This is a genomic window from Streptomyces sp. NPDC053474, assembly GCF_044544845.1.
In the GTDB taxonomy this organism is placed as follows: Bacteria; Actinomycetota; Actinomycetes; order Streptomycetales; family Streptomycetaceae; genus Streptomyces.
Map to the genome: position 1 here is coordinate 85352 of NZ_JBITXV010000021.1, position 20527 is coordinate 105878.

A 20527-nucleotide genomic window follows, 5' to 3' on the forward strand; every position below is an offset into this window, starting at 1 on the left:
GAGCGCGCTGATGGGCCGCGGCGGGGAGCCCCCGGCAGGGTCACGACGGTGCCCCCGGCGGCACGAAGGGAAGGCCGACGGGCGCCCCGCCGTCGATGAGCCGCAGCAGCGCCTCCGTATCGGCGTGCTCCTCGATCAGGTCGCCAAGGAGATCCAGCTGCTCCTCGCGCAGGGCACCGAAGCTCGTGTCCGGCGCCGGCACGAAGCGGCGCCCCGCCGCGCGGGCCACCTCGGTGAGGAAGCGCCGCCGGAACGCGTCGCTCTCCAGGGAGCCGTGCCAGTGCGTGCCCCACACCTCACCCACCCGGCAGCCGTCGAGGAACGGTTCACCCCCCTGGACCTCGGCCACGCCGTGGTGGATCTCGTACCCCTCGACGGGCTCGCCGAGGGCCTGTCCGACGGGCCGCGCCAGGGTCTTCTCGCGCGCGAACCGCACGCGCACGGGCAGCAGTCCGAGCCCGTCCACGGCCCCCGCGCGGGACTCCACGTCGTCCTCGATGTGCTCGCCGAGCACCTGGAAGCCGCCGCAGATGCCGAGCACGGGCCGCCCCTGCGCCGCTCGGCGCGCGAGCGCGTCCGCGAGCCCGCGCTCGCGCAGCCACGCCAGGGCGCGCACGGTGCCGCGCGTGCCCGGGACCACGACGAGGTCGGCGTCGGCGAGCTCCTCGGCCCGGTCCACGAACCGCACCACGACGCCGGGTTCGGCGGCGAGCGCGTCCACGTCGGTGAAGTTCGACATCAGCGGCACGGCACAGACGGCGACGCGCAGCACGTCCTCGCCGAGCGGCGGCGCGACGGCGGACTCCCGGACGGCGCCGCGCAGCGACACCCGCAGCCCGTCCTCCTCGTCGATCCCGAGCCCGTGCCGGAACGGAAGCACGCCGAAGGTGTTCCGCCCGGTGAGCCCGCGCAGCATGTCGAGGCCCGGTTCGAGCAGCGACACGTCACCGCGGAACTTGTTGACGAGGAAGCCCGCCACCAGCTCCTGGTCGGCGGGGCTGAGCAGCGCGACGGTACCGAAGAAGGAGGCGAAGACGCCCCCTCGGTCGATGTCACCGACGACGACCACGGGGAAGCGGGCGGCCCGCGCGATCCCCATGTTCACGATGTCGGTGCGGCGCAGGTTGATCTCGGCGGGACTGCCCGCCCCCTCACAGATCACGGCGTCATACGTGCCCCGCAGCTCCTCCAGGCATCCCACGACCGTGTCCAGCAGCGCCTGCTGCCGCCCACCCGTCTCCCGCCGCCACCCTTCTTCGGAGCGCTCCGCGCCGACCCTGTATTCGTGGTAGCCGCGCGCGCTCATCTCGCCCACCGGCTTGCCCATGAGGACGACCTGGCTCGACTTATCGCCGCCCGGCTTCAGCAGCACCGGGTTCATCAGGGCCGAGGGCTCGACCCGGGCGGCCTGCGCCTGCATGGCCTGCGCGCGCCCGATCTCGGCGCCCTCGCGGGTCACGAAGGAGTTCAGCGACATGTTCTGCGCCTTGAACGGCGCGACGGAGACCCCCTTGCGGGAGAGCCACCGGCAGATCCCCGCGGTGACGACGCTCTTGCCCGCGTCGGAGGTCGTACCGGCGACGAGCAGCCCGCCGCTCACAGGGCCCACCCCTTCTTCCGTCCCCGTGCCCGCACCAGGTGCGTGCCGACGGACACGCCGAGCGCGAGCCAGCTCACCCGCCGCGACAGCCGCACGGCCCGCTCGATGTCGTCCACGACCACGCTCCGCCCCTCTCCGTTCAGCACGGGCCGCTCCTCGACGCGCCCCGCGTACGACAGCGTTCCCCCGAGCCGCACCCCGAGGGCCCCCGCGAAGGAGGCCTCGACCACCCCGGCGTTGGGGCTCGGGTGCAGGCGCGCGTCACGCCGCCAGGCGCGCAGGGCCCGCCGGGGCGCGCCCCCGGCGGCGACGGCGAGCAGTCCGGTGAGCCGTGCCCCCGGCCACCCCGCGACGTCGTCGAGCCGCGCGGAAGCCCAGCCGTACCGCAGGTACCTGGCGGAGCGGTGGCCGACCATCGCGTCCAGCGTGTTGACCGCCCGGAACCCGACGAGCCCCGGCACGCCCGCCACGGCGCCCCACACGAGCGCGCCCACGACGGCGTCGGAGGTGTTCTCGGCGACGGACTCCACGACGGCCCGCGCGATCCCGTCGGCGTCCAGGGCCTCGGGGTCACGGCCACACAGATGGGGAAGGCGCTCCCGGGCGACGTCCACGTCCCCGGCGGCAAGCGCGCCGCCGATGGCCCGCGCCTCCCGGCCGAGCGAGGTGCCCCCGACGACGGCCCAGGTCGCGGCGGCCGTCAGACCGACGGACGCGGCGCGCGAGCGGCGCACAGCGCACGAGGCGAGGGCTCCCACGGTGACGGCGCCCCCGGCGCACACGACGGCGTGCAGCACGCCCGAGCCCCGGTGGTCGCGCCACAGGACGCGTTCGACGGCTTGGGCCGCCCGCCCGAACGCGGCGACCGGATGCCCTCGGCGGGGATCGCCGAGCAGCAGGTCACCGAGGAGTCCGGCGGCGGCGCCGTACGCGAAGTCGCGATCGGCAGCACGCATCGGTTCAGCCCGCCGTCTCGCGCCGGATGCCGGACGGAACGCCCAGGGGAACGCTCGACCCGAAGGGAGCCCTGGCAGGGAACGGCGGTCGGCCGCGCATGGCGATGTGTCCTCACTCAGGGTGTCCGCGCCCTGGTTCGACGTGACAGGCGGCGAGAGTTCCTGGCTTCCGGAGGGCGCGGTGGGCGCCCGGCCGGTGACAGTGGCGGGACCGCGCCGGATTCGCACCGGACTTCCTCTGCTGCCGCCGTAGTTGGCCCCGGCAGTCCACCATGCCGCTCAGCGCCCGTCAACTCGCGGTTGACCTGCGACGGAACGAGGGGGGGGGGGGGGGGGGGGCCGGCCCCCCCGCCCCCCCCCCCCCCCCCCCCCCCCTCGTCGTCGTACGCGGACCGCCGTCAGGCGACGATCAGAGAGATGCCGTACGCCACCGCCGCCGCGCACAGCGCGAAGCAGGCGTACGCGCCCAGGCGCGGGGCGAGCGACGCGCTGCCGCCCCCGGCCGTGCGCGCCTGCTCCTGCTTGGAGAGGCCGACGACGCCGAGCGTGAACAGGCCCACGAGGGCGACGGTCACCACGAGACTGACCCCGAAGACGGAGCCGAGAGCTGCCCAGTCGATCTTCATGCTGCTGCTTCCTTAGACCGTGGCGGGCCGGGCGGGGTCCGCCACGGGCGCGGTGTTCTCGGACGGCTCGACGACCACGGAGGCCGCGGTGAGCGGACCGGCCGGGGGCGGCGTGACCGCGGCGATCGCGGTGGTCACGACACCCGCGGGCTCGGTGTCCCGGGCGGAGCCGCCGATCTCGTCGGCCGTGACGTTGGTGTGGTCGACCGGCTCGCGGCGCGAGAGGGACCAGATGACGGCGGAGCCGCCGACGAGCAGCGCGGCCGTGGCCGCGACGCCCCAGTCGCCCTGCTTGGTGAGCAGCTCGGCGCCCGCGCCGACCAGGCCCGCGGCGGGCAGCGTCAGGCCCCACGCCACGAACATCCGGGTGGCGGTGGACCAGCGGACCACGCCGCCCTTGCGGCCGAGGCCCGCGCCCATCACGGCGCCGGAGCACACCTGGGTGGTGGAGAGCGAGAAGCCGATGTGCGAGGAGGCGAGGATCGCGGTCGCGGCGGAGGTCTGCGCGGCGAAGCCCTGCGGCGGGGCCAGCTCGGTGAGGCCCTTGCCCATGGTGCGGATGATCCGCCAGCCGCCGAGGTAGGTGCCGAGCGCGATGGCGATGCCCGCGGAGACGATGACCCACATCGGGGGGTTCGCGCCGGGGTTCAGGACGCCGCCGGTGATCAGGGCGAGGGTGATGATGCCCATGGTCTTCTGCGCGTCGTTCGTGCCGTGGGCGAGCGAGACGAGGCCCGCCGAGGCGATCTGCCCGGCGCGGTAGCCCTTCGACGTCGCCTTCTCGTCCGTCTTGCCGCTGATCCGGTACGTGAGCCGGGTGGCGAGCGAGGCGGCGACGCCCGCGACGATCGGGGCGGCGATCGCGGGGAGCAGCACCTTGGTGACGACCGTGCCGCCGTTCACCGACGACCAGCCCATGGACATCACGGCGGCGCCGATCAGACCGCCGAACAGGGCGTGCGAGGAGCTCGACGGCAGACCCAGGAGCCAGGTCAGCAGGTTCCAGAGGATCGCGCCCACGAGGGCGGCGAATATGACCTCTGTCTTGAGGCCGTCCTCATTGATGATGCCGCCGGAGATGGTCTTGGCGACTTCGACGGAGAGGAACGCTCCGACGAGGTTCAGCACGGCGGACATGGCCACCGCCGTCTTGGGCTTGAGAGCGCCTGTCGAGATGGTCGTGGCCATCGCGTTGGCTGTGTCGTGGAAACCGTTCGTGAAATCGAACACGAGAGCGGTGACGATCACGATCCCGAGGAGAAGCGTGATGTTTTCCATTTACCCAGGCTTCTGTTGGACGTCAGTGGCTCGTGGACCGTAGGCAACCTGAGTGAACGGAAAGTGAACTGGACAGGGCCTGGTGGTGACCCTCCCGGGGAAGCTGCCGCGCCACGTCCTTCCGGCATACACCGGCAGGCGCGCCGAAGGAGCGGCGAGGGCCCGGCGCGGGCCCGGAATTAGGCCGTCCGAGGGGCGTGCGGAGCGGCCGTGCTCAGCCCCGCGCGAACCGCTTGAGCCGCGCCGTCGACCCGCCGAAGAGATTCTGGTCACCCGGCAGGCGGCCGCGGTCGGCGTACTGCCAGAAGGTCCAGGACGACCAGCCGCTCGGCAGCGGCCCGGGCGCGGCCGACCAGCGGGCGAGCCACAGCGGGTGCCCGCCGAAGGCGCGGCTCGCGCCGGTGCAGTCGTTCCACCACTTCGTGGTCGTGTAGATCACGGGCCGACGGCCGGAGCGGCGCATGATCTCGTCGCTGAAGGACTTGATCCAGGCGACCATGCGGGCCTTGCTCAGGCCGTAGCACTTCCGGTCCCCGTAGGGATTGTGCTCGACGTCGAGGGCGGGCGGCAGCGTCCAGCCGTCGGGCGTCCACTGCCCGCCGTTGCGCAGGAAGTGCGCCGCCTGCGCCGCGCCGGACGACCGGTTCGGCAGGGCGAAGTGGTACGCGCCGCGGATCAGCCCGGCCGCGCGGGCGCCGTCGTACTGCTGACGGAAGTAGGGATTGCGGTAGGTGTGGGACTCGGTGGCCTTCACATAGACGAAGCGCGCGCCCTTGGCCTTCGCGCCCGGCCAGTCGACGTTCTTCTGGTGCGAGGACACGTCGTGCCCGCGCGGCTCGCCCGCCGCCGACGCGGGCACCTCGGTGAGCACCGTCCCGCCGATCGCCAGGGCCGCGACGGACGCGGCGAGGGCGGGTGCGCGGCGACGGGACGGTGAGTGAGCACGGGCCATTCTTCCCCCAGATGGCGACGTGTGTGACAAAACACCCAGAGGCTACTGGAAGATTCACCTAAGAACGTTCAATCGTCAGCCAAGCGTGTCGAGCGGGGTGAACCGGCCCAAAGGGGCGCGTGCGCCGGGGTGTTCGCGGGCGGCCGACCGCTGCCGGACCGGTCCCTTCGCGGCCCCCGCCTGGCAGGATCGCGGCATGACTGAGCAGCGACAGGAGCAGGGGCGGGGCACGACGGGCGGCGCGGCGCGGGAGGAGGTCGCCCGGGCGTGGGACGAGCTGGTGGCGACCGCGCGCAGGACGGTATCCGAGGGCCTCGTCGTGGGCACCTCGGGCAACGTCTCCGTGCGCGTCGGGGACACCGTCCTCGTCACGCCGAGCGGCGTCGCCTATGACGACCTCGGCCCGGCCGACGCGGTCGGCGTCGACCTGGACGGCAAGCGGCTCTTCGGCGCTCTGAGCCCCACCAGCGAGCTGCCCATGCACCTGGAGATCTACCGCGCCACCGGTGCGGGCGCCGTCGTCCACACCCACGCCGTCCACGCCACCGCCGTCTCCACGCTCGTCCCCGAGCTCCCGGCCGTCCACTACATGACCGGCGCCCTCGGCGGCCCGGTCCGCGTCGCCCCCTACGCCCTCTACGGCACCGACGAGCTGGCCGCGCACATGCTCCACGCCCTGCGCGACCGCACGGCCTGCCTCCTGCAGAACCACGGGACGGTCGCCTACGGAGACACCCTCACCCAAGCCTACGACCGCACGGCCCAGCTGGAGTGGATGTGCCACGTGTGGCTGACGGCCAGTGCGGTACCGGGCCGCACGCCCTCCCTCCTGACTGCCGACCAGGTGAGTGAGGCGGGCCGGAAGCTGAGCAACTACGGGCAGGCGAAGAGAAGCCCGTCCGGCGCTTGAGGACGAGGCGCGAAGCGCCGACGGACCGGGGCCTTGGGGCGGAGCTCCCCGGTTCCGGGGACGGGCCGCACCCGTGAGGGCCACGCCCACTGGCCGCACCGCCCACCCCCGCAGACACTGGACCCGTGCGCCCAGCCAAAGCAACAGCCGCAGCCGTAACCGCCGCCACCACGGCCGCCCTGACGGCGATCGCGGCGGGCCGCTACGCCAGCGACGCCGCCCTCAAGACCCCGGCGGACCGCCCCCTGCCCACCGAGCGGCGCCTGACCGTGCACGCCACCGCGGCGGGCCAGGTCGCCCTGACCCGCTCCCTGGCGTCCCTGCGCCCCGGCGTCTACGGCCTGACGGGCCCCGACTGCCACGCCGTCGTCGGCCCCGTCGTCGAGACGGCCCCCCATCCGGCCGACACCGTCGTACGCCGCCTGGACCGGGTCACCCACGGCACCCTGGAGCCCGGCGCCAAGGTCTGGCTCACCCCGCAGGTCCACCTCGGCGACCCCCGCTCCGCCCTCGGCATCGACCACGCCGACGTGGAGATCCCCGGCGAACTCGGCGCGCTGCCCGCGTGGTTCGTGCCCGGCACCCGCGACACCTGGGTCATCGCCGTGCACGGCCTCGGCACCACCCGCGCGCACCCCCTGGTCGTCCTGGACTTCCTGCGCGCGCAGCGCCTGCCGGTCCTCGGCCTCGGCTACCGCGGCGACCCCGGCGCCCCGCGCGCCACGGACGGCCTCGGCCACCTCGGCGAGACCGAGTGGCGCGACCTCGACGCCGCCATCCGCTACGCCGTGCGCTACGGCGCCCGGCGCGTCGTCCTGCACGGCTGGTCCACCGGCGCCGCCATGGCCCTGCACGCCGCCGCGCACTCCGCGCTGCGCGATCGCGTGGCGGGACTCGTCCTGGACTCGCCGGTGCTCGACTGGGAGGTCACGCTGCGGGCCCTCGCCACCGCGCGCGGCATCCCCGCCCCGCTCCTGCCGCTCGCCGTGCGCGCCGCGCAGGGCCGCACCGGACTGCGCGGCGACCGCGTCGTGAAGAGCGCGGACCCCGGCGCGCTGCGGGTGCCCACGCTGCTCGCGCACGGTCCCGGCGACACCGTCGCCCCCTGGGACCTGTCCCGGCGCCTGGCCGCCGCGCGTCCCGACCTCGTGACCCTGCACACGGTTCCGGATGCGCCCCACGCAGCCATGTGGAACGCCGACCCGGCCCGTTACGAAGAGGCGCTGCGCCGCTTCCTCACCCCCCTCATGTGAATCTTCCGTACCGCGCGCCCCCTGTCCTCGCGGCGCTCATCCGGGATTCCGTTTGGGTTTTCGGACCGTCAACAGGAAGACTGCTCCTGTGACGTCCCGTACTCCGCGCGACTCCCGGCTCCACCTCGTCCGCACCCCGTCGCCCCGGGCCGAAAGGCGAGCGGAGGCGGAGCGTGGCCACGGCCGCGGTCCCCTCGGCGGCCCCGGCGCGGTGACCCAGCGCCGAGCGCGTCGCCCGGCGCCCGTGCCCCCCGAGGGCACCCCGGCGCCCGCCGAACTCGCCCGCATGGCACGCGCGGGCCTCGCGGGCGCCGTCCGCGCCGCCCGCTGGGCCGAGAACGCCCTGCGCCCCGCGCCCGGCACGACCCGCCTCAGCGCCGCCGACCGCCCCACCGCCGCCCCGGCCACGCCCTGCGCCGCCGGCGCCCTGTCCGACGCCGTGGCCGAACAGGCCGCGGCCGCCCTGGACGTGACGGTTCACCAGCTGCGCAAGGACTGGGACGCCGCCCGCCTCGCCGGTCTCGTCGAGGTGCACGGCACCGCCGCCCGCCCCGGCTGGCGGCTGCGCGCCTGGGACCGGGACGACGCGGCCGTGCTGCGCGGCTGGGTCGCCCTCTTCGACGCCTGGTCGCTCGCCCACCCGGCACCGGCCGAGCTGCCGCCCGCCACCGTGGCGGAGACCGTCGAGGCCGTTCCCCAGCTGCTCTCCTTCCTCCAGCTCTCCGCGGGCCCCGTGCCCGTGCCGCAGCTCCTGGACCTCCTCGACCAGCGCGTCCGCGAGCTGCGCACGGAGCGCTGCGAGATTCCGTACGGCCCCCAGGAGGAGCCTCGCGCCGAGGGCGACCCCGGCCCCCCGCACGCCGACGACGTCCCGCTGGCCGACCTGCTCGACTGGGCGCTGCGCGCCCTGGCCGCCGTCGACGCGCTGACCTGCGCGGACGGGCAGGCCACGCTCACCCCGCTGGGCAGCTGGGCGGTGTGGGTCAAGCTGGAGCAGATCTGTGTGGCCGCGCAGAGCCCGGCGGGGAACATCGAGCAGTCCGCCGAGGACATGCTCCGCGGCTGCGCCCGGCTGCGGCCGAACGCGGCCCGCGCCGAGTACCGCGCCTGGCTCGCCGCACGGGACGCGGGCAGCGCCGTCACCGAGCTCCTGGACGCCGCCCGGGGCGAGGACGCCCTGCTGCGCGGGCTCGCCTTCGAGGCGCTGCGCGTGGTCGGCGCCCCGGCCGAGCCCGACGTGCGCGCCGTCGTCGACGTGGCCTCGCTGCGGCCCTACGCCCTGCTGTGGCTCGCCGAGCACGAGGGCACCGACCCCGAGGACGTCCACCTGGTGCTCACCCGCGAGGAGTCCACCTGGCTGTGGGTCGACACGGCGGCCGCCGTCGCCGACCACGGCGAGGCCGAACTCCTCGTGCGCCACCTGGAGTCCGCGCCGCAGCCCACCGTGCCCGCGCTGCTCGACGAGGTGCGCACCGTCGGCCACCCGCGCACCGTGCAGGTCCTCGTCGCGCTCGCCGCGGCCCACCCGGACCCGGCCCTCGCGAAGGCCGTGCGCCGCGCCGCGTTCCAGGTGCACACCGGGGGAGTGTGACGCCCGTCCGGCCCTGACCGGTCCCGTGCGGGGCCGGTCAGCCGCCTATCTCGGGGGCGTACGTACCGAAGCTCCAGACGTTGCCCTCGACGTCCCGGGCCAGGTAGTCCCGCGAGCCGTAGTCCTGGTCCGTCGGGGGCACCAGGATGTCCGCGCCGTGCTCCAGGGCGTGCTGGTGATGGGCGTCCACGTCGTCCACGACGACGTAGATCCCGGCCGGTCCCGCGTTCTGCATCGTCTCCGCGAAGACGCCGCCGGGGCCCTTGGAGCCGACCATCACCGCGCCGTTGCCGTAGCTCAGCTCGGCGTGCAGGACCCTGCCGTCCTCGCTCTCGTACACACTCGTCTCGGTGAAGCCGAAAGCCTCCGTGAGCTGCGCGATCGCCGCTTTCGCGTCCGCGTACAGCAGCGTCGGGAAGATGCTCGGCCGCCCCCTGCCACCTGCCATGTCGCCCACTCCTCGAAGAAGTCCTGGTGACGTGTTCCCCAGCATGGCACCCGGGTCCGACAACGCCCTCGGGCCGCTCAGCGGAAGGTGTTGCACTGCGCCATGTCACCCGTGCGATAGCCCTGGTAGAACCACTGCTGGCGCTGTTTCGCCGAGCCGTGCGTCCAGGACTCGGGGGTGACCCGGCCCTGGTAGCGCTCCTGGATCCGGTCGTCGCCGACGGCGGCCGCCGCGTCCAGGCCGTCCCGGATGTCGTCGTCCGTGAGCCGGGTGATCAGCGGCCTGCCCGTCGACTCGTCGAGCGTCCGCGTGGCGTTGTGCGCCCACACCCCCGCGTAGCAGTCGGCCTGCAGCTCGACCCGCACGGCGTTGCTGTTCGCGCCGGTCCGCCCGTCCTGGGAGCGGCCGAGGGTGCCCATCAGGTTCTGCACGTGGTGCCCGTACTCGTGCGCCACGACGTACGCCTGCGCGAACGGGCCGCCGCTGGAGCCGAACTTGGTCCGCAGCTCCTCGAAGAACCCCAGGTCCAGATAGACCTGCCGGTCGCCGGGGCAGTAGAACGGGCCGACCGCCGAGGACGCGGCGCCGCACGCGGTGCCCACGCGCCCGGTGAAGAACACGGTCCGCGCGGGCGCGTACTGCCCCTGGCGGCGCGGGAACTCCTGGCGCCAGTAGTCCTGGACGCTGTTGACCACGGCGACGATCCGGCAGTCCTCGCGGGCGTTGGCGTCCTTGCCGGTGCGGCAGCTCTGCTGGACCTGCGCGAGCGACGAGGACGAGACGGCGGGCTCGTCACCGGAGTCGCTCAGGCCGAGCTGGTCGGGGCCGACGCCGAAGAACAGGCCGAGGAACAGCGCGATCAGCCCGGCGATGCCGCCGCCGACGGTCGCCCGGCCGCCCGGAACGCGGCTGCCGCGGACGTCCTTCACCTCGGAGGTGTCGAGGTTCGCGTCGTCGTCGAACTGCATGGGCGCACCAGCCTCTGCCTCGCGTCCGGGACGGCGTGGCGCCGCCCCGCGCCGGATCCGGCCACTTCATCCTGGTACGCCGCCCGCGTCCCGGCGCCGGACGGAGGGCCGAACGGGCGACGGGGCCCGTACCGCCCGGCCGGGCGCCGCCGGGGGAGGCCCTGGGAGACCGTGGGAGGGGGCCCGGCCGGGCCGTGCGCGCCGCACTCCGCCGGGCACCGGGCCGCCCGGGCGCGGCGGAAAATCGGTTGCACGCCCCCGGTAGAATTGCCCCATGGCCAATCTCCTCCTGCATTAGACGGCTCAGCGGCGCGCCCCGCGCGCGCATGTCGCCTTGCACCTCTCGCCCGCTTCCGCCGCCTTACCCGTCCAGGAGTCTGACCGTGATCACCGCCTCCGGTATCGAATTGCGTGCCGGTGCCCGCATCCTCATCGAGAACGCGACGTTCCGTATCGCCAAGGGCGACCGCATCGGCCTCGTCGGCCGCAACGGCGCGGGCAAGACCACCCTCACCAAGTGCCTCGCCGGTGAGGGCACCCCGGCCGGGGGCACCATCACCCGCTCCGGCGAGGTGGGCTATCTGCCGCAGGACCCCCGCACCGGCGACCTCGACGTGCTCGCCCGCGACCGCGTCCTGTCCGCCCGCGGCCTCGACGTCCTCCTGCGCAAGATGCGGGAGAACGAGGAGCGCATCGCGAACGGCAAGGGCTCCACGCGCGAGAAGGCCATGAAGCAGTACGAGCGCCAGGAGACGGAGTTCCTCACCAAGGGCGGGTACGCCGCCGAGGCCGAGGCCGCCACGATCGCCGCCGCGCTCAACCTCCCCGACCGCGTCCTTGGCCAGCCCCTGCACACGCTCTCCGGCGGTCAGCGCCGCCGCATCGAGCTGGCCCGGATCCTGTTCTCGGACGCGGACACCCTGCTCCTCGACGAGCCGACGAACCACCTGGACGCCGACTCGATCGTCTGGCTCCGCGACTACCTGAAGACGTACCGCGGCGGCTTCATCGTCATCTCCCACGACGTCGACCTCGTCGAGACGGTTGTCAACAAGGTCTTCTACCTGGACGCCAACCGCTCCACGATCGACGTCTACAACATGGGCTGGAAGCTCTACCAGCAGCAGCGCGAGTCCGACGAGAAGCGCCGCAAGCGCGAGCGGCAGAACGCCGAGAAGAAGGCCGCGGCCCTGCACTCGCAGGCCGACAAGATGCGCGCCAAGGCCACCAAGACCGTCGCCGCGCAGAACATGGCGCGCCGCGCCGACAAGCTCCTCGCCGGTCTGGAGGAGGTGCGCCAGTCCGACAAGGTCGCCAAGCTGCGCTTCCCCGAGCCCTCGCCGTGCGGCAAGACCCCGCTCACCGCCGAGGGCCTGTCGAAGTCGTACGGCTCCCTGGAGATCTTCACGGACGTCGACCTGGCCATCGACAAGGGCTCCAGAGTCGTCATCCTCGGGCTCAACGGCGCGGGCAAGACCACCCTCCTGCGCCTCCTCGGCGGCGTCGAGAAGCCCGACACCGGCGAGGTCAGGGAGGGTCACGGCCTCAAGCTCGGGTACTACGCCCAGGAGCACGAGACCCTGGACCCCGACCGCACGGTCCTGGAGAACATGCGCTCGGCCGCCCCCGACCTCGACCTCGTCGAGGTGCGCAAGACGCTCGGCTCGTTCCTCTTCTCCGGAGACGACGTCGACAAGCCCGCGGGCGTCCTGTCCGGCGGCGAGAAGACCCGCCTCGCGCTCGCGACCCTGGTCGTCTCGTCCGCGAACGTCCTCCTGCTCGACGAGCCCACCAACAACCTCGACCCGGCCAGCCGCGAGGAGATCCTCGGCGCGCTGCGCACCTACAAGGGCGCCGTCGTCCTCGTCACGCACGACGAGGGCGCCGTCGAGGCGCTCCAGCCGGAGCGGATCATCCTGCTCCCGGACGGCGTCGAGGACCTGTGGGGCGCGGACTACGCGGACCTGGTCGCCCTCGCCTGACCCGCTGGAGGGCCCTCCCCGGCACGCCCGGCGAGGGCTCTCTTGACGTGCACCGCCCCAGGTGGCTCCGGGGGCGTGATCGAATCACTGATCCACTCCGTATGGATCATTCGGCCGATCCGTGATCCTTCATCTGTGTGAGACGTCCTCATACCGAGATGTGCGATACACGCATTTCGGCACCGCGCGCGGCCCGTGCGCCCCTGTTCTCCCGGCACGCCCCTGACCTGCCCCTTCCTCACGGAACCCATTCTGAGGTAGGGAGGGAAGCGTGCGGAATCGTTCATTCCGCTCATGGCGGCCCGCTTCCGTACTGCGAACCAAGTCACATGGACCTTGCCGAATGGGTGGCCAGGACGCCCGGTAGGGGTGATCATGAGAAGTCCAGAGCGCACTTCCCATGAGGAGGCACGGGTGGCCGAGACTCTGAAGAAGGGCAGCCGGGTGACCGGCGCCGCGCGCGACAAGCTCGCGGCAGACCTGAAGAAAAAGTACGACGCCGGTGCGAGTATCCGGGCGTTGGCCGAAGAGACCGGCCGTTCGTACGGATTTGTGCACCGGATGCTCACTGAGTCGGGTGTCGTGTTGCGCGGCCGTGGCGGTGCGACGCGAGGCAAGAAGGCCGCCTCCGTCTGACACCCGCCGCTGTCCGCGGCTCTCGTGGCCCGAGGGTGACCACCCGGTCGGCCGTCCGTTCGGCCGGGTGGTTACTGTGCAGTCACTTAGGGGTGCCCCCAGCGCCCCGACTGACGACTGCACCCATCGGAGGCACTGATGGCTTCGCCCGACAGCCGACAGAGCGCGGCGGCACCGGTTCTCGACAAGGACGGCGTACGCCTCACGGTCGAGGACGCCGTGGCCACGGTGACCCTCACCCATCCGGCCAAGCGCAACGCCCAGTCGCCCGCGCTGTGGCGGGCGTTGGCCGAGGCCGGACGGGCGCTGCCCGGCAGCGTCCGGGTCGTGGTCCTGCGCGGCGAGGGCAAGTCCTTCTCCGCCGGGCTCGACCGGCAGGCGTTCACGCCCGAGGGCTTCGACGGCGAGCCGTCGTTCCTCGATCTGGCGCGCGGCGCGGACGACGTCCTCGACGCGACCATCGCCGAGTACCAGGAGGCGTTCACCTGGTGGCGGCGCAGCGACATCGTGTCCATCGCCGCCGTACAGGGGCATGCCATCGGTGCGGGCTTCCAGCTCGCGCTGGCCTGCGACCTGCGGGTCGTCGCCGACGACGTGCAGTTCGCCATGCGCGAGACCAGCCTGGGCCTGGTGCCCGACCTCACCGGCACCCACCCCCTCGTCTCCCTCGTCGGCTACGCGCGCGCCCTGGAGATCTGTGCCACGGGCCGCTTCGTGCACGCGGACGAGGCCGAGCGCGTCGGCCTCGCCAACATCGTCGTACCCGGCGACCAGCTCGACGCCACCGCGCGAGACCTGGCGGCCGCGCTGCTCGCCGCGCCGCGCGACGCGGTCATCGAGACCAAGGCCCTGCTCCAGGGCGTATCGGGCCGCTCGTACGAGGAGCAGCGCGCCGCCGAGCGCGCCGCCCAGGCCCGCAGGCTGCGGGACCTCGCCGGGCTCGGCGACTGAGCAACTTCCCCTACCCGTAAGGGAGTTGGGGGCTAGTCCGGCCGCGTGCCGCCCCGGCCCGGCTCGTCGACCGCCGTCACCAGGACCGCCACCGACGGCCGGTCCGGCAGCGCGCCGCCCGCCGCCGCCCGCACCGCGCGGGCCACGTCCAGGGCCCGCCGGTCCGCCGCCACGGCCAGCTCCACCTGGGCGTGGCGGCGCGGCAGGGAGTCCGGCGACGCGAGCTCCCGTACGTGGACCGCGCGCCCCAGGCCGCCGAAGACACCGGTCAGCCGGGTCACCCCCGGCACGGCGAGCACGGCCCGGGCGATCCGGTCCTCGGGGGAGTCCTCGGAGCTGTCGGAGGAGCCCTCGGCGGCGGGTTCCGCGGATTCTGCGGGTTCCACGGGTTTCGCGGGGTCCGCGTCGCGCACGGGCGCCGCCGTCCCGTCCCGGTCCGGCCGCTCGCCCGGCCCCGGCGGCTCGTCGTAGAGCTCCGTGACCCGCAGGTCCACCCGCGCGACCACCAGGCCGAGCCGGTCCGCCGCGGCCGTCGCGAGGGCCGCGCGCAGCCGGGACACCAGGGCGGGCAGCGGCTCGGCCGTGCCCGCCGCGACCTCCCCGCAGACGCACAGGGGCCCGGGCGGCAGCGCGCTCGGCGGCGCCGGGACCGCGGAGACGTACGCGTCCGGCGGATCCCCGGTGCCCGCCGCCTCCGGACCGGCCGGGGCCACACGGACGGCCGTGAGCCGTGCCCCCGTCACCCGCTCGGCCGCCCGGCGCAGTACCGCCGCGGCCGCCGCCTCCGTCAACCACGCGCCGTCCCCCGCACCGCCGAGCGGCAGCACCCGGCCGAGGCCCAGCTGGCGCCGTACCGCCGCCGCCCATCCGTCACCTGTCATCGCTCCAGCCTGCCGCATCCCGGGCGCGCGGGCGCGGGGCCGCGCTTAGTGTGGTGCGAGGAGCAGATCCCCTGTCGAAAAGGACCGCGGTGATGACCGACACCGGAGAGCGCAGGACGCCCCAGACGCTGGAGAAGGGCGCGCACGACTCGCCCGACGAGTCCGGGGGCAAGGGCGGGTCGGTACGGCGCGGCGGCGGTGATCCGGCGACCCGGGGGCGCACCACCATCGCGGACGGCGTGGTGGAGAAGATCGCCGGACTCGCCGCCCGTGACGTCGTGGGCGTCCACGCGATGGGCGGCGGCCTCGCCCGGACCTTCGGGGCCGTGCGCGACCGGGTGCCCGGCAGCTCGAAGTCCGTCACGCGCGGCGTGAAGGCCGAGGTCGGTGAGGTGCAGACGGCCCTCGACCTGGAGGTCGTCGTCGAGTACGGCGTGTCGATCGCCGACGTGGCGCGCGCCGTGCGGGAGAACGTCATCACGGCCGTGGAGCGCATGACCGGCCTCGAAGTGGTCGAGGTGAACATCGCGGTCAGCGACGTGAAGCTGCCCGACGACGAGGACGACGAACAGCCCCGGCTGCAGTAGCGCGCGCGGCGCACGGCGCGGACCGCACGGCCCGCACGCCATCCGGCACGCGCGTCGTCGGAGTCGTGGGCGCCACCCGCGGGAACAGCCTCAACAGCACACGCGCAGAAGCGAAGGAGCGCACGATGAGCATGGCCGTCATCGGCATGATCGCCGGAATGGCCCTGGGCTTCGCCGGGTACTTCGGCGGGTTCGGCGCCTTCCTGCTGGTGGCCGCGTTGGGCGCCATCGGCTTCGTCGCGGGCCGGTTCCTCGAAGGGGACCTGGAGCCCGGCGACTTCTTCCGTACGCGCGGCGACCGGCGGCGGTGAGCGGTGGCGGCGGAGGTCGTGGGGCAGGTCGCGCCCGCCGAGCGCGGCGCGACCCGGATCGCCGACCGCGTCATCGCGAAGATCGCCGCACGCGCGGCACGGGAAGCGCTGTGGTCGCTGCCCGAAGGGGCCGCGCCGCCGCACGCCACGGTCAGCGTCCTGGCCAGGGCGCGCGGCTCCGCGCGCGCCGGTGAGGCCCCGGCCGCGGCCGCCCGTATCCGCATCAGCCTGGAGCTGGACTACCCCAGTGACATCGGCGGCCAGTGCGCGGCCGTGCGTCGCCACGTCACCGAGCGGGTACACGCGTTGGCGGGCATGGAAGTGCCCGAGGTGGCGGTCCAGGTCGAGCGGCTGCACTCGGCGCAGGCGCGGGCCGCGGCACAGGGGAGGACCCGATGAGCGAGCCCCACGACCCGCACGAGGCTCCCGAGACCCGCAAGGCCCCCGAGACCCGCAAGGCCCCCGAGACCCGCAAGGCCCCCGAGACCCGCAAGGCCCCCGAGACCCGCAAGGCTCCCGACGAGTCCGGCCGGGCCCACGGGCCGGGCGGCACCCGGCCCGTGCCCGTCGTCGAGCGGGCCCCGGACGGCGGCGATCCGGCGGCCGGGCCGGAGCAGTGGACGTCCGCGGCCTCCTTCGAAGCGCACCCCACCCTCGCCCCCGACGAGGACAAGGCCCCCCGCTTCTGGTCCGCGCGCCGCGTGCCCGCCGCGCTCCTCGCGCTTCTGGTCCTCGGCGGCTGCGGGCTCCTCCTGTACGACGTCGTCGCGGTGCGGGCCGACCATCCCGCGATGCGCTGGCGGCGCGAGCTCGCGCGGGAGCTGGCGCAGCGGCCGCTGGACAGCACGGCCGTGCTCGCCGGGGCCGCGGGCGCCGTGGTCGTCGGCCTGTGGCTGCTGCTCCTCGCGGCGACGCCCGGTCTGCGGGCCGTCCTGCCGATGCGGCGCGGGCACGCCGACGTCCGCGCGGGGCTCGACCGGGCCGCCGCCGCGACCGTGCTGCGCGACCGGGCCATGGACGTGGCGGGCGTGCGGTCGGTCCGGGTCCGCATGACCCGGACCAAGGTCGACGTGCGGGCCGAGTCGCACTTCCGCGCCCTCGACGACGTCCGCGGCGACCTCGACCGGACCCTGGCCGACGGCATCCGGGGCCTCGGGCTCGCCAGCCCGCCCACGCTCTCCGTCCACGTCGCCCGGCCCGGGAAGAAGGGGTGAGCGCGCCATGCCCCGTACGGTGAACCGCGTACTGCTCGGCCTCGTCGGCCTCGCCCTCGTCGTGCTCGGCGGGGCCGTCCTCGCCGTCGGCCTCGGCGCCTCGCCGCCGTCCTGGTGGCTGCACGACGGGCGGCACGACGTGCTCCTCAGCGCGGCGCAGCGCACGCGGTGGCGCGAGCGCGGCTGGTGGTGGCCCACCGTCATCGGCGCCCTCGCGCTGCTCGTGCTCCTGTCGCTGTGGTGGCTCACCGCCCAGCTGCGGCGGCGGCGCCTCGCGGAGGTCCTGGTCGAGACCGGGGACGGCGAGGGGGCGCTGCTACGGGGCCGGGCCATGGAGAGTGCCCTGGAGAGCGAGGCGGCGGGGCTCGACGGGGTCGGGCGGGCGCGGGTCCTCCTGACCGGGCGGCGCAACGCGCCCGAGGCGCGGGTGGGGCTCGTCCTGGAGGCCGACGCCGTGCCCGAGGACGCGTTGCACCGGCTGTGCGTGGAGGCCCTGGCCCATGCCCGGGACTCGGCGGGCCTGGCCCGCCTGCCGGCGACGGTCCAGCTCCGGGCGGACAAACACCGCCCGGAACGCGTGAGCTAGCCCTTGCGGGGCGCTGAACCGGTTCAAGCACCGCGCTACCGCGCTTGTCCTCAATCGCCGGACGGGCTGGATGGTCTCGGCTGAGCGCCATCGCCGACGACGGCGGGCAAGCCGCCAGGTCGCTGGGGTGGTACGGGTGGGCGGGTGGGAGAAGACCCCCGCCGCGGTAGCGGTGGGGGCTGTGGCCGGAGCCCGGGGCTAGAAGCCGTGGCGGGCGCCGCCGTCGACCGGCAGCATCACGCCCGTGACGTACGACGCCGCGGGCGACAGCAGGAACGCCGCAGCCCGCCCGAACTCCTCCGGAGCCCCGTACCGCCGCAGCGGAATGCCCGACTCGGAGGCGTGCCGGGACGCCTCCGGATCGGCGGTGAGCCCGTCGAGCTCGCGCACGCGCTCCGTGTCGATGCGCCCCGGCAGCACCCCGACGACCCGGATGCCGCGCGGGCCGAGCTCGTCCGCGAGGGACTTGGCGAATCCGGCGAGGCCGGGGCGGAGGCCGTTGGAGATGGTCAGGCCGGGGATGGGCTCGTACACGGACGCGGACAGGACGAAGCCGATGACGCCGCCCTCGCCGAGCTCCGCCGCCGCGGCCCGCGCGAGCCGTACCGCGCCGAGGAACACCGACTCGAACGACGCCTGCCACAGCTCGTCCGTGGCGTCGGCGGCGAAGGCGAACGGCGGGCCGCCCACGCTGACGAGGATGCCGTCGAAGCCGCCGAAGCGCTCGCGGGCGGTGGCGACGAGCCGGGCGGGCGTCGCGGGGTCGGCGTTGTCCGCGCCGACGCCGACCGCGTTCGGGCCGAGCTCCGCGGCCGCCGCGGCGGCCGTCTTCTCGTCGCGGCCGGTGAGGACGACTTTGGCGCCGTCCTCGACGAGGGCGCGCGCGGTGGCGTTGCCGAGGCCGCGGGTGGCGCCGGTGACGACGTAGACACGGTTGTTCAGGCCAAGATCCATGCGCCCTATCCTGCCGTGCCGGGGTCGGGGCCGAACAGGGAGAAGGCGGTGGTGACGAGACCCACGTGGCTGAACGCCTGCGGGAAGTTGCCCAACTGGCGGCCCTGCGCCGCGTCGTACTCCTCCGCGAGCAGCCCCACGTCGTTGCCCAGCTCCAGGAGCCGCTCGAAGAGGGCGCGGGCCTCCTTCGTACGGCCGGACAGGTGCAGCGCGTCGGCGAGCCAGAACGAACAGGCCACGAAGACGCCCTCGTGGCCGGGCAGGCCGTCGACCGTGATGCCGTCGGTGCTGTAGCGGCGTACGAAGCCCTCGCGGGTGCCGAGGTCCTCGCGGACGGCGTCGATGGTGCCGAGGACGCGCGAGTCGTCGGGCGGCAGGAAGCCCACGCGCGGGATCAGGAGCAGGGCGGCGTCCAGCTCCGCCGAGCCGTACGACTGGGTGAACGTGCCCCGGTCCGCGTCGTAGCCGCGGGCGCACACCTCGGCGTGGATCTCGTCGCGCAGCCGCCGCCAGCGCTCCGGGTCGCCCTCCAGGTCGGGCCGGTCCTCCAGGGCGCGTACGGTGCGGTCGGCGGCGACCCAGGCCATCACCTTGGAGTGCACGAACTGGCGTCGCGGGCCGCGCACTTCCCACAGCCCCTCGTCCGGCTCGCGCCAGACCTGCCGCAGGAACTCCATGAGCGCGAGCTGGATGCGCCAGGCGTGCGGGCGCGTCGCCATGCCCGCGTGGCGGGCCAGCCAGAGGGAGTCGACGACCTCGCCGTAGACGTCGAGCTGGCGCTGGCACACGGCCGCGTTGCCGAGGCGCACCGGCACCGAGCCCGCGTACCCCGGCAGCCACGCGGCGTCCACCTCGGGCAGCCGCCGCTCGCCCCCGAGCCCGTACATGATCTGCAGGTCCGCGGGGTCGCCCGCGACCGCGCGCAGCAGCCAGTCGCGCCAGGCCTCGGCCTCCTCCCGGTACCCGGCGGTGAGCAGCGCGGCGAGCGTGAGCGTGGAGTCGCGCAGCCAGCAGTAGCGGTAGTCCCAGTTGCGGACGCCGCCGAGCTCCTCCGGCAGGGAGGTGGTGGGCGCGGCGACGATGCCGCCGGTCGGGGCGTACGTGAGGGCCTTGAGGGTGATCAGGGAGCGGACGACGGCGTCGCGGTGCGGCCCCTCGTAGCGGCAGTGCGCCGCCCACGCCCGCCAGTCGTCGACGCTCTCGCGCAGCGCCCGCTCGACGTCGATGAGCGGCGGGCGCGGCTCGTGCGAGGGGTGCCAGGTGAGCACGAAGGTCACGCACTCGCCCGCGCGGACGGTGAACTCGGCGTACGTGGCGTCCGCACGGCCCCAGGAGCGGACGTCGGGCTCGGTACGCAGCCACACCGCGTCGGGGCCCGCGACCGCCACCCGGTGGCCGTCGGAGCGGCGCATCCAGGGCACGACCGAGCCGTAGTCGAAGCGGAGGCGCAGCGTGCTGCGCACGGTCACCTCGCCCTCGACGCCCTCGACGACGCGCACCAGGTCGGGGGCGCGGTCGCGCTGCGGCATGAAGTCGGTGACGCGGACCGTGCCGCCCGGGGTGTCCCACTCGGTGTCGAGGACGAGCGTGTCGGGACGGTAGGCGCGGCGCGCGCAGAGGTCGGCGCCCCGCGGAGCGATGCGCCAGTGGCCGTGCTCCTCCTCGCCGAGCAGCGCGGCGAAGCAGGCCGCGGAGTCGAAGCGGGGCAGGCACAGCCAGTCGATGGAGCCGGTCCGCGCCACCAGGGCGGCGGTCTGGTGGTCGCCGATGAGGGCGTAGTCCTCGATGGGTCGCTGCACGGGGGACGGCTTCCCGGTTCGCCGACGCGCCAATCCGGTCCGCG

At 74.5% G+C, this 20527-nt stretch carries 21 protein-coding genes and 1 riboswitch; of the genes, 11 read left to right on the forward strand and 10 right to left on the reverse strand.

Going from position 1 to position 20527, the window contains the following annotated elements:
• Positions 1-40: 40 nt before the first annotated feature.
• From ACIG3E_RS36205 to ACIG3E_RS36225, 5 genes are all read right to left on the reverse strand, one after another.
• Positions 41-1600, reverse strand: a complete 1560-nt coding sequence (locus ACIG3E_RS36205) for a cobyric acid synthase (RefSeq protein WP_399624449.1) — start codon at positions 1598-1600, stop codon at positions 41-43.
• Positions 1597-2556: a cobalamin biosynthesis protein gene (locus tag ACIG3E_RS36210; protein WP_399624450.1), complete on the reverse strand. Its 960-nt coding sequence runs from the start codon at positions 2554-2556 to the stop codon at positions 1597-1599. Before ACIG3E_RS36210 ends, ACIG3E_RS36205 begins: the two co-directional genes overlap by 4 nt.
• Before the next feature lie 156 nt (positions 2557-2712).
• A riboswitch (cobalamin riboswitch) is annotated at positions 2713-2796 on the reverse strand.
• 158 nt (positions 2797-2954) lie between these two features.
• On the reverse strand, positions 2955-3182 hold the full coding sequence (locus ACIG3E_RS36215) for a hypothetical protein (protein WP_399624452.1): 228 nt from the start codon (positions 3180-3182) through the stop codon (positions 2955-2957).
• Between the two features lie 12 nt (positions 3183-3194).
• Entirely contained in the window at positions 3195-4460 is a 1266-nt protein-coding gene (locus ACIG3E_RS36220) for an anion permease (protein ID WP_399624454.1), read from the reverse strand.
• A gap of 214 nt (positions 4461-4674) precedes the next feature.
• Positions 4675-5412: a lysozyme gene (locus ACIG3E_RS36225; protein WP_399624456.1), complete on the reverse strand. Its 738-nt coding sequence runs from the start codon at positions 5410-5412 to the stop codon at positions 4675-4677.
• Between the two features lie 196 nt (positions 5413-5608).
• On the opposite strand from ACIG3E_RS36225, the gene ACIG3E_RS36230 reads away from it, so the two are divergent.
• The 3 genes from ACIG3E_RS36230 (at position 5609) to ACIG3E_RS36240 (ending at position 9166) form a co-directional block, all read left to right on the forward strand.
• Positions 5609-6322, forward strand: coding sequence for a class II aldolase/adducin family protein (locus tag ACIG3E_RS36230; protein WP_399624458.1), 714 nt, complete (start codon positions 5609-5611; stop codon positions 6320-6322).
• A gap of 125 nt (positions 6323-6447) precedes the next feature.
• Positions 6448-7575: an alpha/beta hydrolase gene (locus ACIG3E_RS36235; RefSeq protein WP_399624460.1), complete on the forward strand. Its 1128-nt coding sequence runs from the start codon at positions 6448-6450 to the stop codon at positions 7573-7575.
• 88 nt (positions 7576-7663) lie between these two features.
• Entirely contained in the window at positions 7664-9166 is a 1503-nt protein-coding gene (locus ACIG3E_RS36240) for a hypothetical protein (RefSeq protein WP_399624462.1), read from the forward strand.
• 37 nt (positions 9167-9203) lie between these two features.
• Here the strand turns inward: ACIG3E_RS36240 and ACIG3E_RS36245 are convergent, their stop codons facing one another.
• Positions 9204-9614: a VOC family protein gene (locus tag ACIG3E_RS36245; protein ID WP_399624464.1), complete on the reverse strand. Its 411-nt coding sequence runs from the start codon at positions 9612-9614 to the stop codon at positions 9204-9206.
• A 77-nt stretch (positions 9615-9691) separates the two neighbouring features.
• Positions 9692-10582 carry a neutral zinc metallopeptidase gene (locus ACIG3E_RS36250; RefSeq protein ID WP_399624466.1) on the reverse strand — a complete coding sequence of 297 codons (891 nt, stop codon included), beginning with the start codon at positions 10580-10582 and terminating at the stop codon, positions 9692-9694.
• A 383-nt stretch (positions 10583-10965) separates the two neighbouring features.
• Here ACIG3E_RS36250 and ACIG3E_RS36255 point away from each other — a divergent pair, with 383 nt between their 5' ends.
• The 3 genes from ACIG3E_RS36255 to ACIG3E_RS36265 all read left to right on the forward strand — a co-directional run bounded on the left by ACIG3E_RS36255 (position 10966) and on the right by ACIG3E_RS36265 (position 14151).
• Positions 10966-12564 carry an ABC-F family ATP-binding cassette domain-containing protein gene (locus tag ACIG3E_RS36255; protein ID WP_399624468.1) on the forward strand — a complete coding sequence of 533 codons (1599 nt, stop codon included), beginning with the start codon at positions 10966-10968 and terminating at the stop codon, positions 12562-12564.
• Between the two features lie 414 nt (positions 12565-12978).
• Complete coding sequence (locus tag ACIG3E_RS36260) at positions 12979-13200, forward strand: helix-turn-helix domain-containing protein (protein WP_030684175.1); 222 nt, start codon at positions 12979-12981, stop codon at positions 13198-13200.
• Between the two features lie 138 nt (positions 13201-13338).
• On the forward strand, positions 13339-14151 hold the full coding sequence (locus ACIG3E_RS36265) for an enoyl-CoA hydratase/isomerase family protein (RefSeq protein WP_399624471.1): 813 nt from the start codon (positions 13339-13341) through the stop codon (positions 14149-14151).
• Positions 14152-14183: 32 nt separating this feature from the next.
• Here ACIG3E_RS36265 and ACIG3E_RS36270 read toward each other — a convergent pair whose 3' ends face one another.
• Positions 14184-15032: a nucleopolyhedrovirus P10 family protein gene (locus tag ACIG3E_RS36270; RefSeq protein ID WP_399624473.1), complete on the reverse strand. Its 849-nt coding sequence runs from the start codon at positions 15030-15032 to the stop codon at positions 14184-14186.
• A gap of 92 nt (positions 15033-15124) precedes the next feature.
• Between ACIG3E_RS36270 and ACIG3E_RS36275 the strand changes: the two genes are divergently transcribed.
• From ACIG3E_RS36275 to amaP, 5 genes are all read left to right on the forward strand, one after another.
• Positions 15125-15619, forward strand: a complete 495-nt coding sequence (locus ACIG3E_RS36275) for an Asp23/Gls24 family envelope stress response protein (protein ID WP_399624476.1) — start codon at positions 15125-15127, stop codon at positions 15617-15619.
• A gap of 125 nt (positions 15620-15744) precedes the next feature.
• A complete protein-coding gene (locus tag ACIG3E_RS36280; RefSeq protein ID WP_138959002.1) occupies positions 15745-15930 on the forward strand; it encodes a hypothetical protein in 186 nt (61 codons plus the stop codon).
• Between the two features lie 3 nt (positions 15931-15933).
• Positions 15934-16329, forward strand: coding sequence for a hypothetical protein (locus ACIG3E_RS36285; RefSeq protein WP_399624478.1), 396 nt, complete (start codon positions 15934-15936; stop codon positions 16327-16329).
• Positions 16326-17144, forward strand: a complete 819-nt coding sequence (locus ACIG3E_RS36290) for a DUF6286 domain-containing protein (protein WP_399624480.1) — start codon at positions 16326-16328, stop codon at positions 17142-17144. The genes ACIG3E_RS36285 and ACIG3E_RS36290 overlap by 4 nt, the downstream gene beginning before the upstream one ends.
• Before the next feature lie 7 nt (positions 17145-17151).
• Positions 17152-17730 (forward strand): alkaline shock response membrane anchor protein AmaP, encoded by a 579-nt coding sequence (gene amaP, locus ACIG3E_RS36295; RefSeq protein ID WP_366792405.1) that lies wholly within the window; start codon positions 17152-17154, stop codon positions 17728-17730.
• A 198-nt stretch (positions 17731-17928) separates the two neighbouring features.
• On the opposite strand, the gene ACIG3E_RS36300 is transcribed toward amaP, so the two are convergent.
• Together ACIG3E_RS36300 and ACIG3E_RS36305 are read right to left on the reverse strand one after the other, a co-directional pair.
• Positions 17929-18684: an SDR family oxidoreductase gene (locus ACIG3E_RS36300; protein ID WP_399624481.1), complete on the reverse strand. Its 756-nt coding sequence runs from the start codon at positions 18682-18684 to the stop codon at positions 17929-17931.
• Positions 18685-18689: 5 nt separating this feature from the next.
• Entirely contained in the window at positions 18690-20483 is a 1794-nt protein-coding gene (locus ACIG3E_RS36305; RefSeq protein ID WP_399624483.1) for a glycoside hydrolase family 15 protein, read from the reverse strand.
• Positions 20484-20527: the final 44 nt, after the last annotated feature.